Genomic DNA, 15526 nt, shown 5'->3' with positions numbered 1-15526 from the left:
GCCCTTCACCTTTCCGGGGGGCGGACATGGGGTGGTCCGGGGCGGTCATCCGGTCGCGGCGGCAAGCGCCTGATCCACCGAATCGTGGATCCTGAAAATGGTATCCATCCGGGTCAGGCGAAACACCTTGTCGACATTGGGTTGCAGACCGGCCAGATGCATGACCCGGCCGCGGCCCAGCTGTTTCATCGCCGCCACGATGGCGCCAAGCCCGCTTGAATCGATGAAATTAACCCGCGACAGGTCAAGGATCACATGCGTGGTGTCGCCGTCGGTCAATGCGCGCATCCTGTCCTTGAAGGCGATCACCACCGCTGCATCGATGCGATTTTCTTCGACCGACACCACCTGGGTGTCGCCGAAGTTGTTGCTGATTATCTGCATGGCACCTCCATCGCGCGGAAAGCAGTTGTGCCTCAGGCTAGACAGCAATCCTTACCATTCGGTATGCACTGTGCAGCATAGGAGGAATTGTCATGAAACCGGTCGTCATCGCAGGAGCGTCGAGAACCCCAATGGGTGGGTTCCAAGGGGTATTTGACGGGGTCGAGGCCTCGGTTCTGGGTGGCGCCGCGATCCGCGCCGCATTGGCCGATGCCGGCACCGCGACGGTGGACGAGGTGCTGATGGGCTGCGTCCTGCCCGCGGGCCAGGGCCAGGCGCCGGCGCGGCAGGCCGGGTTCGCCGGGGGGCTGGGCGAAGAGGTGCCCGCCACCACGCTGAACAAGATGTGCGGATCGGGGATGAAGGCGGCGATGATGGCGTTCGACCAGATCGCGCTTGGCCATGCAGGTACGATGATCGCCGGCGGCATGGAAAGCATGTCGAACGCGCCCTACCTGCTGCCCAAGATGCGCGGCGGCGCCCGGATCGGACATCAGGAGGTCAAGGACCACATGTTCCTCGATGGGCTGGAAGATGCCTATGACAAGGGGCGCCTGATGGGCACCTTTGCCGAGGATTGCGCCGAGGAATTCCAGTTCACCCGCGAGCAACAGGATCAGTATGCGCTGGCCTCTCTGTCCAACGCGCTGGACGCCGAACGCAGTGGCGCTTTCGAGGGCGAAATCGCCCCGATTACCCTGCATCACCGAAGCGGCGAACATGTCATTTCCACCGATGAACAACCGGCCAAGGCGCGGCCTGAAAAGATCCCGCTCTTGAAACCCGCCTTCCGCAAGGACGGCACCGTGACGGCGGCGAATTCATCGTCGATTTCGGACGGGGCCGCGGCACTGGTGCTGGCCTCCGAAGAAGCGGCCGAAGTGCAGGGATTGAATGTCCGGGCGCGGATCCTCGGTCATGCCAGCCATGCCCATGCGCCGTCGAAATTCCCCACCGCTCCGGTGCCGGCCGCCCGCAAGCTACTGGACCGGTTGGGTTGGAGCGTCGAGGATGTCGACCTGTGGGAAGTGAACGAAGCCTTCGCGGTGGTGCCGATGGCCTTCATGCGCGAAATGGGCATTCACCGCGACATCATGAACGTGAATGGCGGCGCCTGCGCCCTGGGTCACCCGATCGGCGCTTCCGGCGCCCGGATCATCGTGACGCTGCTGAACGCGCTGGAAAAGCGCGGGCTGAAACGCGGCGTGGCGGCGATCTGCATCGGTGGCGGCGAAGGCACGGCGATCGCCATCGAACGGGTCTGAGCCATACGGCCCCCCGTCCCGGCTAGGGGCGGGCGGCCGGTTTTCGGGCGCTTGGGCGATCTGTAGCGAAACGGGCTACAGAAGCCTCATATGTGTACAAAGGACTGTGCGTTAGCCCCGGGCGGCGCGGCCCCTTGCCGGGCCTGTCGGTTCACGCCAGCGTTGCATTGGAACAAAGGGCGAACTCAGAAAGGTTGGGCATGCTGAAAGGAAGCTGCGCCTGCGGCAAGGTACATTTCAAGGTCACCGGGCAGCCGCGCGGCGCGACCGCCTGCCATTGCGGCCAGTGCCGGAAAATGGCCGGGATCGCATGGGCCTCTGCCGATGTGCCCGAGGATCAGTTGCAGATCGAGGGGCCCGTTCACTGGCTTTCGCTTACCGATGCGGCGCGGCGCGGTATCTGCCCGGACTGCGGGGCGTTCCTGTTCTGGCACGGCACCGGCGATCACCATGTCAGCTTTGCCCTGGGCGCGATCGACGGACCGACGGGAGTGAAGATCGCGCAGCATATCTTTGTCGCGGACAAGGGCGACTATTATGGCCTAGCCGATGGTGTCGTGCAGAAACCCTGACCGGGTTTTCGCGGTCTTTCACCCGTCGCACTTCTGGGATAAAGCCGTGGGGCAACAAGGAATTTCATGATGTCCAGCACTTCCGTAAAACCTGAAAACGTCGATACGCCACAAGGCATTGCCTTTGCCATGGCGGCCTATCTGATGTGGGGCTTCATGCCGCTTTACATGAAGATGCTGGCGCATATCCCTCCGACCGAAGTGGTGGCGCACCGGGTGATTTGGTCGGTGCCGATCGCGGCGGTGGTGCTGATCGTGCTGCGCCGGACCAATGATCTGATCGAGGCGCTGCGCACGCCGCGCACCCTGATGATGGCCTGCGTGACGGCGATCCTCGTGTCGATCAACTGGGGCATCTATGTCTGGTCGATCGCGGCCGACCGGGCGATCGATGCGGCGCTTGGTTATTACATCAACCCGCTGTTCAGCGTGGCGCTCGGCGCGCTTCTGCTGGGTGAGCGGCCGACCAAGGCGCAGGGGGTGGCGATCGCGCTGGCCGCGCTGGCGGTCGTGGTGCTGTGGGTCGATGCCGGAACCCTGCCCTGGGCGGCGGTGGGATTGACCGTGACCTGGGGCTTCTATGCCTTCTTCAAGAAATCGCTACCGGTGGGACCCAACCAGGGTTTTCTGCTCGAGGTTCTGATCCTGCTGCCGCTGGCCTTGGGCTATGTCATGTATCTTGTCATGACCGGGCAGGGGCATTTCACCGCTTCCGGGTCCGACATGGCCCTGCTGATGGGGGCCGGGGTGGTGACCGCGGTGCCGCTGATGACCTATGCTAACGGCGCGAAGCTGCTCAGGTTGTCGACTATCGGCGTGCTGCAATATATCGCGCCGACGCTGATCTTCCTGAATGCCGTTCTGGTCTTCGGCGAACCGTTCGACCATGCCCGGATGATCGCGTTCCCGATGATCTGGATCGCGCTGGTGATCTATTCGGTGTCGATGTGGCGACAGCTGCGCCACTCGAAACTGTGATCAGCGCATCGCGTCCCTGAATTCGAGGAAGCGGGTATCGGTCATCACCCGCTTGTTCATTTCCTCGCGCAGGGCGCCGACCGAACTGTGCGGCCGCATGACGACTTCGAATTCCGCGATCAGCCCGGCATCGTCGAGCGTGATCAAGTCGACGCCCACCGCGTCGCGGTCGCCGATTCGGCACTGGAATTCCAGTGCCCAATCCTTGCCCTCACCCATGATCCGGCGATAGCGGAAATCCGAAAATACCTGCCCGACATGGCCCAGAACGGCCGCAACAGGCGCGCGGCCGTGCCATGTTTTCCAATAGGTGGGCGGCAAAAATCTCACGTCTTCGGCCAGAATTTCCACGATCTTGCTGTCATCGCCCGAAGCGACGATTTCGGTCATGCGTTCGATTGTCGGATGCATTGCGGGTCCTCCCTTTTGACGAAAGGGTGCAAGCCGGTGTTCGCGCAGGCAAGCATGACGTCGGGTTGCGCCTGTGCGCGGCGACGCGTATCTCGGCGTCATGGCCTGGAGCACAGAATACAATCCGCCGTCCGATCCGCTGGACATCCTGCACGAGGATCACGAAATCGTCGTGGTGAACAAACCCAGCGGCCTGCTGTCGGTGCCCGGTCGCGGCGAACACTTGGCCGATTGCCTGATTGCCCGGGTGCAGGCGGTGTTCCCGCAGGCGTTGCTGGTGCACCGGCTGGACAGGGATACCTCGGGCGTGATGGTGTTCGCGCTGACCCCCCATGCACAACGCAACCTGTCGATGCAGTTCGAAAAGCGCGGCACGAAGAAAACCTATGTCGCGCGGGTTTGGGGCCGGCTGGAGCCGAAAACCGGTACCGTCGACCTGCCGCTGATCGTCGACTGGCCCAACCGGCCGCGCCAGATGGTGGATCACGAGAACGGCAAGCCGGCGGTCACCGATTGGCGGGTGCTGCGCTATGGCGACAACGAAACCCGGGTGCGGCTGATGCCGCGGACAGGGCGCAGTCACCAGTTGCGGGTGCACATGCTGGCGCTTGGCCACCCGATCCTCGGCGATCCGCTTTATGCCGAAGGGGAGGCGCAGGATTTTCCGCGCCTGATGCTGCATTCCGAGGAATTGCGCATCAAGCACCCAGAAAGCGGCAAGGGCATGGCATTCCGGGCCAAGGTCCCGTTCTGAATCAGCGCATGCTGCGGTCGGTCAGGTTGAGCCGTCCCGAGACGATGGGCTTCACCACCGCGTCCAAATCCGGCGCGTGAGCAAGCAGCTGTTCCAGTTCGTCCAGCCGGTTGGTGGCGATCAGTTCCAGCAAATCCGACCGGACCGCGCCGCCCGGGTCGCGCGGCAGTTCTGCCACCATCTGCATGAGGTTCGGTTTCGGATCGGCTTGCGGCAGGTCGTCGCCCGACAGATCGCCTTCGACGAAGGCATAAAGCCCGACACCGCCGGCGGGCAGGGCATAGGTGGCGAAGGCCACGTCGCGCGCCCCGGTTTTCAGCAGCGCCGCGCGGATGGCGGGGCCGTCCTGTTCGATCCGGTTTTCCGACCCTTCGCTGTCGGACCAGTTCATCAGCCGCCGGGTGACGAAGTTATAGAGCTTCTTGCCGGTGGCCATCCAGATCCGTGACGGCAGCGATTTGCGCGCAAGCATCTTCTTTTCCGCGGGGGTCAGTAATGCGCGGGCGAAGCTGCGTTTTTGCTTCAGCATGTGCCGCAGATCTTCGCGCGCGGCGATGCGGAACAGCTTGCCACGGCGACGGTGCACGCTGGCCAGCTGGAAATCGATCACAGCGGCGCGGCCGTCGGGTGTCATCAGCCAGTTCTGCGGCTTTGCGATGTCATTGTGACAGACGCCGCGCCGCTTCATCTCGCGCAGCAGCCTCTTGGCGTCATGGTACCATGCCGGGTCCGACGGTTTGGCCAGGTGGATGGGTGTGCCCTGTGACCAGATTCTCAGAATGCCCGCCTTGTCGGCGGCCAGGAGCACCGGAACCCCTTCGATGCCCTGCACCGCCCTGAGGCCGCGTGCTTCCTTGCGGGCCAGCCATTGCGACAAGGGCCGCGCATACCACGGAACCCCGTCGAGCTTGCGCAGAACCACCTTGGTCGACGGATCCGAAGCCAGGTGCCCCGAAATCGTTTCCGAAAAGATGTCGCGCTTCAGCACCGTTTCGGGCACGAAGTCGGCTTGCGATTTTGCTTTGGTACCGGCCATCGAGCCCTCACAAAAGGAAAACATCCGGGACCGTCATAGCCCCGGATGTCTTGTTTCGGCAATGACGAAGGGCTTATTCCGCCGCTTCGGCCTCGGCAGTCCAGCCTGCGACCGATTTGACTTCCAGGAAGTCCTCAATGCCCCAGACGCCGCCTTCGCGACCGTTGCCCGAATGCTTCATGCCGCCGAAGGGCGCACCCGCGCCGCGGCTCTGACCGTTGATTTCAACCATGCCAGAACGCAGCTGTCGCGCCACGCGATTGGCCTTCGGACCATCTTGGGTCTGGATGTAGTTGGTCAGGCCGTAATCGGTGTCGTTGGCGATCTCGATCGCTTCCTCTTCGCTGTCGAAGGGGATGATCGACAGGACCGGGCCGAAGATTTCTTCGCGCGCGATGGTCATGTCGTTGTTCACGTCGGCAAACACCGTAGGACGGACATAGAAGCCCTTGTTCAGCCCCTCGGGGCGGCCCAGGCCACCGGCGACCAAGCGGGCGCCTTCGTCGATGCCCTTCTGGATCAGGCCCTGGATCTTGTTCCACTGCGCTTCGTTCACCACCGGGCCGATATGGCGGCCGGAGTCGTGCGCGCTGCCGACGGTGACCTTGTTGGCGACCTCGGCGGCGGTTTCCACCGCCATATCGTAGGCGCCTTTCTGGACCAGCATCCGGCTGGGGGCGTTACAGCTCTGGCCGGTGTTGTTCATCATGTGCAGCACGCCGCGCTTGACCGCCTTGTCATCGGCATCGGCGAAAATGATGTTGGCGCCCTTGCCGCCCAGTTCCAGATGCACGCGCTTGACGGTGTCGGCGGCATTCTTGGAAATCGCGATGCCGGCGCGGGTCGAACCGGTGAAGCTGACCATGTCCACATCCTTATGTCCGGTCAGCGCGGTGCCGGCGCCAATGCCGTCGCCATTGATGAGGTTGAACACGCCCTTGGGGAAACCGGCTTCGTCCATGAATTCGGCGAACAGCATCGCGTCGAGCGGGCTTTCTTCCGACGGTTTCAGAACCATGGTGCAGCCGGCGATGGCGGCCGCGATCACTTTCAGCGTTACTTGGTTCATCGGCCAGTTCCACGGGGTGATCAGCGCGCACACACCGATCGGTTCATAGATGATCCGGTCGTCCGGGGCGTGATCGCCAAGCGGACGGATGAAATCGAAATTCTTCGCTGCCTTCAGGAAATTCGAGATGTGCCAGGTGCCGGCGCCGACCTGCTGGGTGTTCGCCATGTCGATCGGCGCGCCCATCTCCATCGACATCGCTTCGCCCATTTCGGCGCCGCGACGCTTGTAGATTTCAAGCAGCTTCTCGACCAGCGCGATGCGGTCTTCCACCGGCTTGGCCATCCAGGCCGGGAAGGCGGCCTTGGCAGCGGCAACCGCCTTATCGACATCGGCCTGGGAACCCAGCGAAATGACCGCGCAGGGTTCTTCGGTCGAGGGATCGATGACGTTACAGTCGGTTGCTGCGATCGGATCGACCCATGCGCCGTTAATGTAGAATTGCCGTTTTTCGATCATCACTCTCTCCCGTGAGAAGATTAATTTCCGGTCGCGAATTCCGACAAGCGGAATATGAACCGCAGATTCCCGCGCACTCTGACAGGGGTTTTGGAAAGCTTCAAGCAGGGTTCTGCCGTCCGGCTAAATTTGATCAAATTTTTGTGTTTGTCAAACCCTGCGACTCTCTGTCCGAGGTTGAATTTGGGTAAAAAGGGGGCTGGAAAATCGGGGCCTTGGGCGTATCTATTTGTGAAACATATTTCTTCATAAGAAAGGATAAGACCATGGGTTTGCGTATCAACGATATCGTCCCCAATTTTACCGCTGAAACCGATCAGGGCACGATTTCGTTCCACGACTGGATTGGTGACAGCTGGGCCATCCTGTTTTCGCACCCTAAGGATTTCACTCCGGTCTGCACCACGGAATTCGGTGCCGTGGCGCAGCTGGCCGACGAGTGGGCCAAGCGCAACACCAAGGTGATCGGCCTGAGCGTCGACGGGGTCGACGAACACGTGCAGTGGAAAAACGATATCGAAAGCTACGCCGGCGCACCCGCCGGTTTCCCGATCATCGCCGATGAAACTCTGGACGTGTCCAAACTGTTCGACATGCTGCCAGCCGAAGCTTACCTGCCCGACGGCCGCACCGCTGCCGACAGCGCGTCGGTTCGTTCGGTTTTCATCATTTCGCCGGACAAGAAGGTGCAGTTGACCATGACCTACCCGATGTCCGTAGGCCGCAATTTCGCCGAGGTTCTGCGCGCGCTGGACGGTCTGCAGGCAACCTACAACACCCCGATCGCGACCCCGGCGAACTGGACCGTGGGTCAGGACGTGATCGTGGCGCTGTCGCTGACCGACGAAGAAGCCAAGGAAAAGTTCGGCGAAATCGACGTCAAACTGCCCTACCTGCGCACCACCAAATACGAAGGCTGATCGCAAGCGATCTGAAGGCATCGGAACCCCCGCAGTTTCTGCGGGGGTTTTTCTTTGCGGCTGGGCTGGGACTGTCGTTCGGCCTGAGATAGCCTTTGATTGAGTTCCAGATACTTGGTTCGCGCATATTGAGATTTCAGACCGAAATCTACATGGTCGTCCAATGACGACGACTTTCTCATTAGACAATGTCCCGCGCCATTTGCGGCTGCCGCCAATCGATACGCCGATACTGGAATATTGGGCTGATTGTTTCGACCACGCGTTTGTTGCGCTGAACCCGTTTTTCCGGGTGCCCGGGTACACGCCCGAAACCGCTGCTTATGGGGTTGTTCATCTCGATCTGACCAACGAACAGCTTATTGAGCATCCGCAATCAGATCCTCCGAGACGCGGCAACGAAGCGCCCGATAATTTCGACGACTTCATCAAAGCGCATGGGGAGCCTGTTCGTTGGTCAGATATTCAAAAGGAGATCGGAGCAAAGGATTTCATGAATTTCGCGCGCACGGTTTGGCTCTGGACGGTGGCGGTTGAGCGGGAAGACCGTGATCCGAATATTTCCTTCCTACTTGATGCCTATTGCCAAAAGCATGGCGTGTACCGACCGGAAGAGGACCAGTTGCCCGCAATCATGGAGCCGATGCTGGGGAGGTTTCTGGAGGTGCTTGGGATCGAAGAGGTCACGCTTTGGAGCGAGTGGATGAACGTGTCTTCTACGGTCCCTGCTTCCGACTTCGCTACAGAGAAGCCTTGTGTCTCTCTCCCCCGAGAAAAGACCAGCGTAATTACAGCGCCCGGATTCCTGATCGGGTGGGAATTTGACGACGTCGCAGGCTTGATGGGAATTAGCGATGAGCTGAGGCAGAAGGCCGATCCGGAACAGTTTCTGGAAGGTTTCTGGGTGACGCCGGAAATGTACGCTGACGTCTTTAATCCCGTAGGAAGGGAGAAGAGGAAGCCACCAGTCTCGAAAATGTGAAAGCCCCGGTCAGATGACCGGGGCTTTGGAATGTTTCCGAAAAGAGGACGAGGATCACTCCTCTTCTTTTTCCTCTTTCGCGATTTCTTCGCCGGTTTCCTGATCGACCATCTTCATCGCCAGGCGCACCTTGCCGCGGTCGTCGAAGCCCAGCAGCTTCACGTAGACTTCCTGGCCTTCCTTCAGAACGTCCGAAGGATGGTTCAGGCGGCGGTTTTCGATCTGGCTGACATGGACCAGGCCGTCGCGCTTGCCGAAGAAGTTCACGAAGGCGCCGAAGTCGACGATCTTCACGACCTTGCCCTTGTAGATCATGCCTTCTTCCGGCTCTGCCACGATCGAATGGATCATGTCATAGGCCTTCTTGATGCATTCGCCGTCGGGCGACGCGATCTTGATGATGCCGTCGTCGTTGATGTCGACCTTGGCGCCCGACACTTCGACGATTTCACGGATCACCTTGCCGCCCGAACCGATCACTTCACGGATCTTGTCGGTCGGGATCTGCATGGTTTCGATGCGCGGCGCATGGACCGAGAATTCCGCGGTGCCCGAAAGCGCCTTGTTCATCTCGCCCAGGATATGCATCCGGCCTTCCTTGGCCTGGGCCAGGGCTTTTTCCATGATTTCCGGGGTGATGCCCGCGACCTTGATGTCCATCTGCAGCGAGGTGATGCCGCTTTCGGTACCCGCCACCTTGAAGTCCATGTCGCCCAAGTGGTCTTCGTCACCCAGGATGTCGGTCAGAACGGCGTAGGAACCGTCATCTTCCAGCACCAGGCCCATGGCCACGCCGGCCACTGCGGATTTAAGCGGCACGCCCGCGTCCATCATCGACAGCGATCCACCACAAACCGATGCCATCGACGACGACCCGTTCGATTCGGTGATCTCGGACACCAGTCGGATGGTGTAGGGGAAATCGGTGGAGGCCGGCAGAACCGCCTGCAGCGCGCGCCATGCCAGTTTGCCGTGGCCGATTTCACGGCGGCCCGGCGAACCCACGCGTCCCACTTCACCGACCGAATAGGGCGGGAAGTTGTAGTGCAGCAGGAAGTTGGATTTGAAGTTGCCGTGCAGCGCGTCGATGAACTGTTCGTCGTCGCCGGTGCCCAGGGTGGTCACGACCAGGCCTTGGGTTTCGCCGCGGGTGAACAGGGCCGACCCGTGGGTCCGCGGCAGCATGCCGGTTTCGGCCACGATCGGGCGAACCTGATCCAGCGCGCGACCATCGATCCGCTTGCCTTCTTTCACGACAGAACCGCGCAGAACGGTGGATTCCAGCTTCTTGAGCGCCGAACCGAGGTTGGCGTCTTCGAGCTGTTCTTCGCTCAGGCCGGCCTTGATTTCTTCCTTCACCGCGGCAACAGCGGCAACGCGCTCTTGCTTGTCGGTGATGGCATAGGCGGCGTGCATCTTGTCCGCGCCGGCGGCTTTCACGACCTCGTACAGATCAGAGTAATCCGGCGGGGTGAAGTCGAACGGTTCCTTCGCGGCTTCTTCGGCCAGCGAAATGATCAGGTCGATGACCGGCTGAATCTGCTCGTGCGCGAAGTTCACCGCGCCCAGCATTTCGGCTTCGGACAGTTCGTAGGCTTCCGATTCAACCATCATCACCGCGTCCTTGGTCCCGGCAACCACTAGGTCCAGACGCTGTTCGGGGTTGTTGCGCAGGTCCTGCATGTCGTCGACGGACGGGTTCAGGACGTATTCGCCATCCACGAAGCCAACGCGGGCACCGGCGATCGGGCCGCGGAACGGCGCGCCGGAAATGGTCAGCGCGGCCGAGGCGGCGATCATCGCGACGACGTCGGGGTCGTTGACCAGATCGTGGCTCAGCACGGTGCACATGACCAGAACTTCATGCTTGAAGCCGGGTACGAACAGCGGGCGGATCGGACGGTCGATCAGGCGCGCGGTCAGCGTTTCTTTTTCGGTCGGGCGCGCTTCGCGCTTGAAGAAACCGCCGGGGATCTTGCCGGCAGCATAGTATTTTTCCTGGTAATGCACGGTCAGCGGAAAGAAATCCTGACCGGGCTTGGGTTCCTTGGCGAAGGTCACGTTGGCCATGACCGAAGTTTCGCCCAGGGTGGCGATGACCGAGCCATCCGCCTGACGGGCAACCTTGCCCGTTTCCAGAGTGAGGGTTTCGTCGCCCCACTGCATAGATTTCGTCGTTACGTCAAACATTTGCGTATCCTAATTGGAAGCACTCCCAGGCGTATCCCGGGTCTTCCGTTGTCATGGCGGCCCCATTGCCGCCGACCCCACTATCTTTCTTTCGAGCGCCGGGGTCAGGGCGCAACGTCTCAGATGATGCGGCCATACATCAGTTTGGCGCATTTTGAAAGAAAGATGTCATCTGCCGGGGCGAGGCAGGGCTTTCGCGCAAATATGCTAACTTGTTGCCACCGGCAGGGAGGTTGCGACGATGACGAAGACGATATTGATCACCGGGGCGTCCAGCGGGATTGGCCGCGGCGCGGCAATCCGGTTCGCCCGCGCCGGCCATCATGTTCTGGCGCATGGCCGACGACAGGACGCGCTGGACGAAACGCTGGACATGGTGCGGGCCGCGGGCGGCACCGGCGACAGTTTTCGGGCCGAAATGGGCGACATGGACGAACTGGCGGCACTGTCGGACTGGGCGTCGGCAAGCGGCCGGCTCGACGCGATGATCCATTGCGCCGCCAAGTTCACCTTTGGTCTGGTATCAACCGACCGGTTCGATGACTGGGACCGTTCCATCGACCAGGTATTGCGCGCAACGATCCGGCTGACCGCGCACGTGCTGCCAGCCATTCGCGCCGCAGAAGGGGCCTTCGTCTATATCTGCGGTCCGACATCGTGGCTGGGCTGGAAGAACCATTCGATCCATTGCGCCCTGCGCCACGCGCAGGCGGGGTTTGCCAAGGCCCTGTTCGAGGAAGTGCGCGAAGACGGGGTTCGCGTCACCATGGTGCATCCCGGGTTCGTGAACACGCCCTCGGTGAACGATGCGGGCAAGGATCGGCCGCTGATGATCCAGCTGGAGGATATTTCCGAAATGATCGCGACGGCGGTCAACCTGCCGAACACGACCGCAGTGACCGAACTGACCTTGCGCCCGCAGCGGTCGCCCTATCTCTGACACGGATCAGGCGGCGTGCATTCTGTCGTTGGCGTCAAGTGGCGGTCCCGGTTTCGCGCCAGCGCGGGAACGGATAGGGCCGCCCGGCCCATGCCGCGATGTCGGCGTCGATAATCGCTTCCGACATGTTATTCACGATCGTCGCCACCCGTCACCCGCCTGCCGTCGCGATTGTTGAGGATGCGGTTCGGAAATGATGTGTTTCCGGTACCTAGAAAACTGGGCAAACACGTAACGGGAAGGCATTGATTGGTGGGCTTTAATGAGAGTTACGTTAACATGCCTCGACTGGCTTGAGCGAACTCCGCCGGCAAGTCGGTTTCCGGAAAGTGCACTGAAAAGAAGGCCAAAAAGAAAAACCGCGCCCCGGATGGGACGCGGTCAAACAAATCGCTTTGTCGTCAGGTCTTAGCGACGCAGGCCCAGACGCTTGATCAGGTCCTGGTAGCGCGCTTCTTCCTTGCCCTTCAGGTAGTCCAGCAGCTTGCGGCGCTGAGCGACCATTTTCAGAAGGCCACGGCGACCGTGGTTGTCTTTCTTGTGGGTCTTGAAGTGCTCGGTCAGGGTCGCGATGCGCGACGACAGGATGGCAACTTGGACTTCGGGCGAACCGGTGTCGCCTTCCTTGGTTGCGAATTCCTTCATGACGCGTGCTTTTTCTTCAGCGGTGATCGACATCGGGATCTCCTTTGTTCTAAAGGGTTGAGGGCACAAGCCGGGATGTCGTCCAGCAAGGTCCATGATCGTCGCCCGGCGAATCCGGGCAGATGCGGGCGTATAGGGCAGATTCCCTGCAAAGGAAAGCCAAAACGGACCTGTCAGGACGCGTTGCCGCCTGCCAGGCTCGATTGCGGCAGCAGAACGATGCTGTTGGTGCTGGTTTCGTCGATATGGTTCAGCGTCGCAACGGCGTCGCCGTTCATGGTCAGCACGATGCTTTCCGGATCGGTCGGCGACGGCACCAGTTCCAGCACCGGTTCGTCCTCGGCCGTATCGTCATAGATCAGCAGCAGGGTATCTTCGTTGACGTCGAAGTCGGTCAGTTCAACCGGATCGATGATCCAGTCGCCGGTCAGAGCGGAACCCGCCCCGTCGTCCAGCGACACGACATCGCCGCTACCGGCATCTATCGCGGTATCGCCGCCACCGACCACGCTGTCGTTGCCTCCAAAGCCGTTGAATTGGTTTTCGCCCGCACCGCCTGTCAAGATTTCATCCCCCTCGGTCCCGGAAGCAACGGATGGCGGAAACTGCGCAACCGATTCCTGCGGCGGGGTGCCGCCGCCGCTGCCGTCCGGCTCTGTTTCAGGAAGGGATTTTTCGTCGGAAAGGTCGAGGCCGGATACCAGTCCGACCAGTGCCACGCCGACCATCATGGCGCCCAGCACACCCGTGAGCATAAACATCTGCACCCCGCTTTCGCCCCCTGTCAGGGTAGCGCAGTTGGCCGGGCTGTGCCTAAGCCTATTGATTGCCTTGGTTAATACCGCCATTTCCGGTGGCGCGTTCGAATTCGTCGGCCAGTTGCGCCATCCAGTCGCCGATGATCGGCAGGAACTCGAACTGCGACAGCCACCATGTCAGGACCGACACCAGCAGGGATGCGCCCAGCACTGATCCCAGCCCGAAGGCCAGGCCGCGGGTGAACTGGAACAGGATCAGCCGGGGCACCGAATTCTGCACCGCGATGAAACGATGGCCGTTCAGTTTCTCGACCTCGCGGGTCAGGTGCCGGATCGCGGCGACCGCTTCCTTGGTGTCATCGGTTTCGGGGGTTTCGGTTTTTTCGGTCACGGTCGGAAATCCCATGGTTCGGGTTGCTGGCGATAGGCAATGTAAAGCGGATGGCGCGGATGTCCGGCTTTGGTCAGGCCAAGATGGAAAACCGGGCGGCCGGTGTCGCGCAGCAGCCTTGCCACTTGGGCGCCCCGGCCCAAGTGATCGCCGTGGCTGCCCCATCCGGCGATGATCCTGTCGGCCCAATCGCAGCTTTCCGTGAGAATGCGGTCGTTGTCCGGGCCGACCGGTGCCTTGGCCTTGCGCAGGGCCTTGGGATCGGTGTCGCGCCAGGCGAAGATGTTGGTCACCCGGAAAGCCCCGAAGCCGAGCGCCCGCGCCCGCCTTTCGCAGCGTTCCACTGTCGGATCGTTCTGCACCTCGGTCGCGGTGGACGGGTTCAGCATTACGAATAGCGCCTTTTCCCCGGCCCGGTCCCATGTGCGGGTCAGCTGGTAGCGGTAGTGTTCGCATTCCGAATAAACGGCGGTTGACCGGGCGTCGCCCTTTTGGAATTCGCGGATGATCATGGCCCCTGTTTGCCCGGTTTCGGGGCGGGTGCGCAACATCCGTGCGCTGCGGAATTAACCAACGTTACCGATTTCCCGGTGCCGAATGCCGGGTCGGAAGGCCCTGCGGGATGGTGCCGCCGAATCCGGATAGGGTGGATTCGTTGGGGCGTTTGCCGGTGCGGGTCGCCGTGATGTGTCGGCCGGGCAGGTGTCCAGAACCGAAAAACCTGCGCGAAACGACTGGAAACAGGACCGAGGTCGGCAATTTACATCACCGCACAGGACCTTGGGGCTGTTGGGAATTTGTCTTTCGTCGTCAACTAGATGACTCAGTGTGACCCGTAAGTAGTGGTAGAAGGTTCCGTAAGTTGAAGCGGTTACATGCTTGAGGTTCTTCCGTGTCTTTCCTTTTGATACTTAGTACTCTGTTGGTCGGTTCCTTTGCCATCGTCGGTGATGACGGTGACAGCAGCGAGGATGGCCCGGTCGAGGCCAGCCGGGAAGACGAGATGATCCAGGCCGATCCCGAAGCTGCCCTGGCCGAGGCCGATCCAGGCGAAGAAACGCTCGACCTGGTCGGCGCGTGGCTGACCGGTGGAGACGCGGCAGACGACCTGACCGGCACCGATGGTGACGATTCGATCTTCGGCGATGACGGTGCCGACACGATCGAAGGCGGCGCCGGCGACGATCAGCTGTTCAGCGGTAACGACCATTCCTTCCGCGAAGACTGGAACCACTACCCGGGCGACCTGACCCGCGTTGACGATGCCGGCGATGTTCTGGATGGCGGTGCTGGTAATGACGAACTGTGGATGGGGCAGGGCACGGTGGCCACCGGCGGAGATGGCGCCGATGTCTTCCACGCTTTCGGCGCCACCTATCCCGAAGGCGCGGAAGCCGCCGAGATCACTGATTTCACCGCCGGCGAGGATCAGCTGGAAATCGATTTCCCGGTGCATGAAGGCTACTACGCGCAAGACTTCACCACCGAGGATGCCGTCAACGGGCTGCTGAGCAGCTATGACGAAGACACCGACACCACCCTGATCGAGATCGACGGCGAAGAGGTCGTGACGCTGAACGGCGATCAGACCGGCCTCAGCATTGCCTTCCACGACAATGTCAGCGGTGGTGTGGAATGGCAGGACATCGAGGGCAACCCGATGACCGAAGAGGAAGGCGAGGCCGCCGATATCATCCTCTGCGCCCGCGCGCTGCAGGACGTGATCGGCGAACAGTCCTGAGACGGTGCGCTGCCGGTAGGGTTTGCGGTCA

The 15526-nt window shown here is 61.2% G+C and carries 17 protein-coding genes and 1 pseudogene; 8 read left to right on the top strand and 10 right to left on the bottom strand.

Going from position 1 to position 15526, the window contains the following annotated elements; genetic code table 11:
* Positions 1–45: 45 nt before the first annotated feature.
* Positions 46–384, bottom strand: a complete 339-nt coding sequence (locus IT775_RS03650; RefSeq protein ID WP_212699719.1) for an STAS domain-containing protein — start codon at positions 382–384, stop codon at positions 46–48.
* Positions 385–476: 92 nt separating this feature from the next.
* On the opposite strand from IT775_RS03650, the gene IT775_RS03645 reads away from it, so the two are divergent.
* The 3 genes from IT775_RS03645 (at position 477) to rarD (ending at position 3199) form a co-directional block, all read left to right on the top strand.
* On the top strand, positions 477–1649 hold the full coding sequence (locus IT775_RS03645) for a thiolase family protein (RefSeq protein ID WP_212699718.1): 1173 nt from the start codon (positions 477–479) through the stop codon (positions 1647–1649).
* A 200-nt stretch (positions 1650–1849) separates the two neighbouring features.
* Positions 1850–2221, top strand: a complete 372-nt coding sequence (locus tag IT775_RS03640) for a GFA family protein (RefSeq protein ID WP_212699717.1) — start codon at positions 1850–1852, stop codon at positions 2219–2221.
* Between the two features lie 69 nt (positions 2222–2290).
* Positions 2291–3199, top strand: a complete 909-nt coding sequence (gene rarD, locus IT775_RS03635) for an EamA family transporter RarD (protein WP_212699716.1) — start codon at positions 2291–2293, stop codon at positions 3197–3199.
* Here rarD and IT775_RS03630 read toward each other — a convergent pair whose 3' ends face one another.
* Complete coding sequence (locus tag IT775_RS03630) at positions 3200–3610, bottom strand: nuclear transport factor 2 family protein (RefSeq protein WP_212699715.1); 411 nt, start codon at positions 3608–3610, stop codon at positions 3200–3202.
* Positions 3611–3710: 100 nt separating this feature from the next.
* On the opposite strand from IT775_RS03630, the gene IT775_RS03625 reads away from it, so the two are divergent.
* Entirely contained in the window at positions 3711–4364 is a 654-nt protein-coding gene (locus IT775_RS03625; RefSeq protein ID WP_212699714.1) for an RluA family pseudouridine synthase, read from the top strand.
* A gap of 1 nt (position 4365) precedes the next feature.
* Here the strand turns inward: IT775_RS03625 and IT775_RS03620 are convergent, their stop codons facing one another.
* Together IT775_RS03620 and IT775_RS03615 are read right to left on the bottom strand one after the other, a co-directional pair.
* Positions 4366–5400, bottom strand: coding sequence for a phosphotransferase (locus tag IT775_RS03620; protein WP_212699713.1), 1035 nt, complete (start codon positions 5398–5400; stop codon positions 4366–4368).
* Positions 5401–5473: 73 nt separating this feature from the next.
* The gene (locus IT775_RS03615; RefSeq protein WP_212699712.1) at positions 5474–6928 is read right to left on the bottom strand and encodes an aldehyde dehydrogenase family protein; all 1455 of its coding nucleotides are present in this window, start codon (positions 6926–6928) and stop codon (positions 5474–5476) included.
* Between the two features lie 266 nt (positions 6929–7194).
* Between IT775_RS03615 and IT775_RS03610 the strand changes: the two genes are divergently transcribed.
* The gene (locus tag IT775_RS03610) at positions 7195–7848 is read left to right on the top strand and encodes a peroxiredoxin (RefSeq protein ID WP_212699711.1); all 654 of its coding nucleotides are present in this window, start codon (positions 7195–7197) and stop codon (positions 7846–7848) included.
* A 163-nt stretch (positions 7849–8011) separates the two neighbouring features.
* On the top strand, positions 8012–8830 hold the full coding sequence (locus IT775_RS03605; RefSeq protein WP_212699710.1) for a hypothetical protein: 819 nt from the start codon (positions 8012–8014) through the stop codon (positions 8828–8830).
* A gap of 54 nt (positions 8831–8884) precedes the next feature.
* Here IT775_RS03605 and pnp read toward each other — a convergent pair whose 3' ends face one another.
* The gene (pnp, locus tag IT775_RS03600) at positions 8885–11020 is read right to left on the bottom strand and encodes a polyribonucleotide nucleotidyltransferase (RefSeq protein WP_212699709.1); all 2136 of its coding nucleotides are present in this window, start codon (positions 11018–11020) and stop codon (positions 8885–8887) included.
* Between the two features lie 241 nt (positions 11021–11261).
* Here pnp and IT775_RS03595 point away from each other — a divergent pair, with 241 nt between their 5' ends.
* Positions 11262–11960 (top strand): SDR family NAD(P)-dependent oxidoreductase, encoded by a 699-nt coding sequence (locus tag IT775_RS03595; RefSeq protein ID WP_212699708.1) that lies wholly within the window; start codon positions 11262–11264, stop codon positions 11958–11960.
* 97 nt (positions 11961–12057) lie between these two features.
* Here the strand turns inward: IT775_RS03595 and IT775_RS03590 are convergent.
* From IT775_RS03590 to IT775_RS03570, 5 genes and pseudogenes are all read right to left on the bottom strand, one after another.
* A pseudogene (locus IT775_RS03590) lies at positions 12058–12187 on the bottom strand (GTP-binding protein); the annotation flags it as partial.
* A gap of 181 nt (positions 12188–12368) precedes the next feature.
* Complete coding sequence (gene rpsO, locus IT775_RS03585) at positions 12369–12638, bottom strand: 30S ribosomal protein S15 (protein ID WP_212699707.1); 270 nt, start codon at positions 12636–12638, stop codon at positions 12369–12371.
* 140 nt (positions 12639–12778) lie between these two features.
* Positions 12779–13366, bottom strand: a complete 588-nt coding sequence (locus IT775_RS03580; RefSeq protein WP_212699706.1) for a hypothetical protein — start codon at positions 13364–13366, stop codon at positions 12779–12781.
* Positions 13367–13424: 58 nt separating this feature from the next.
* Entirely contained in the window at positions 13425–13754 is a 330-nt protein-coding gene (locus IT775_RS03575) for a DUF5665 domain-containing protein (RefSeq protein WP_343231104.1), read from the bottom strand.
* Positions 13751–14266 (bottom strand): DUF1643 domain-containing protein, encoded by a 516-nt coding sequence (locus IT775_RS03570; RefSeq protein ID WP_212699705.1) that lies wholly within the window; start codon positions 14264–14266, stop codon positions 13751–13753. The genes IT775_RS03575 and IT775_RS03570 overlap by 4 nt, the downstream gene beginning before the upstream one ends.
* A gap of 380 nt (positions 14267–14646) precedes the next feature.
* Between IT775_RS03570 and IT775_RS03565 the strand changes: the two genes are divergently transcribed.
* Positions 14647–15495 (top strand): calcium-binding protein, encoded by an 849-nt coding sequence (locus tag IT775_RS03565; protein WP_212699704.1) that lies wholly within the window; start codon positions 14647–14649, stop codon positions 15493–15495.
* The last annotated feature ends 31 nt before the right edge of the window (positions 15496–15526 follow it).

Source organism: Thalassovita aquimarina (assembly GCF_018219815.1).
In the GTDB taxonomy this organism is placed as follows: domain Bacteria; phylum Pseudomonadota; class Alphaproteobacteria; order Rhodobacterales; family Rhodobacteraceae; genus Thalassobius; species Thalassobius aquimarinus.
This window is presented reverse-complemented; position numbering and strand designations above follow the sequence as displayed.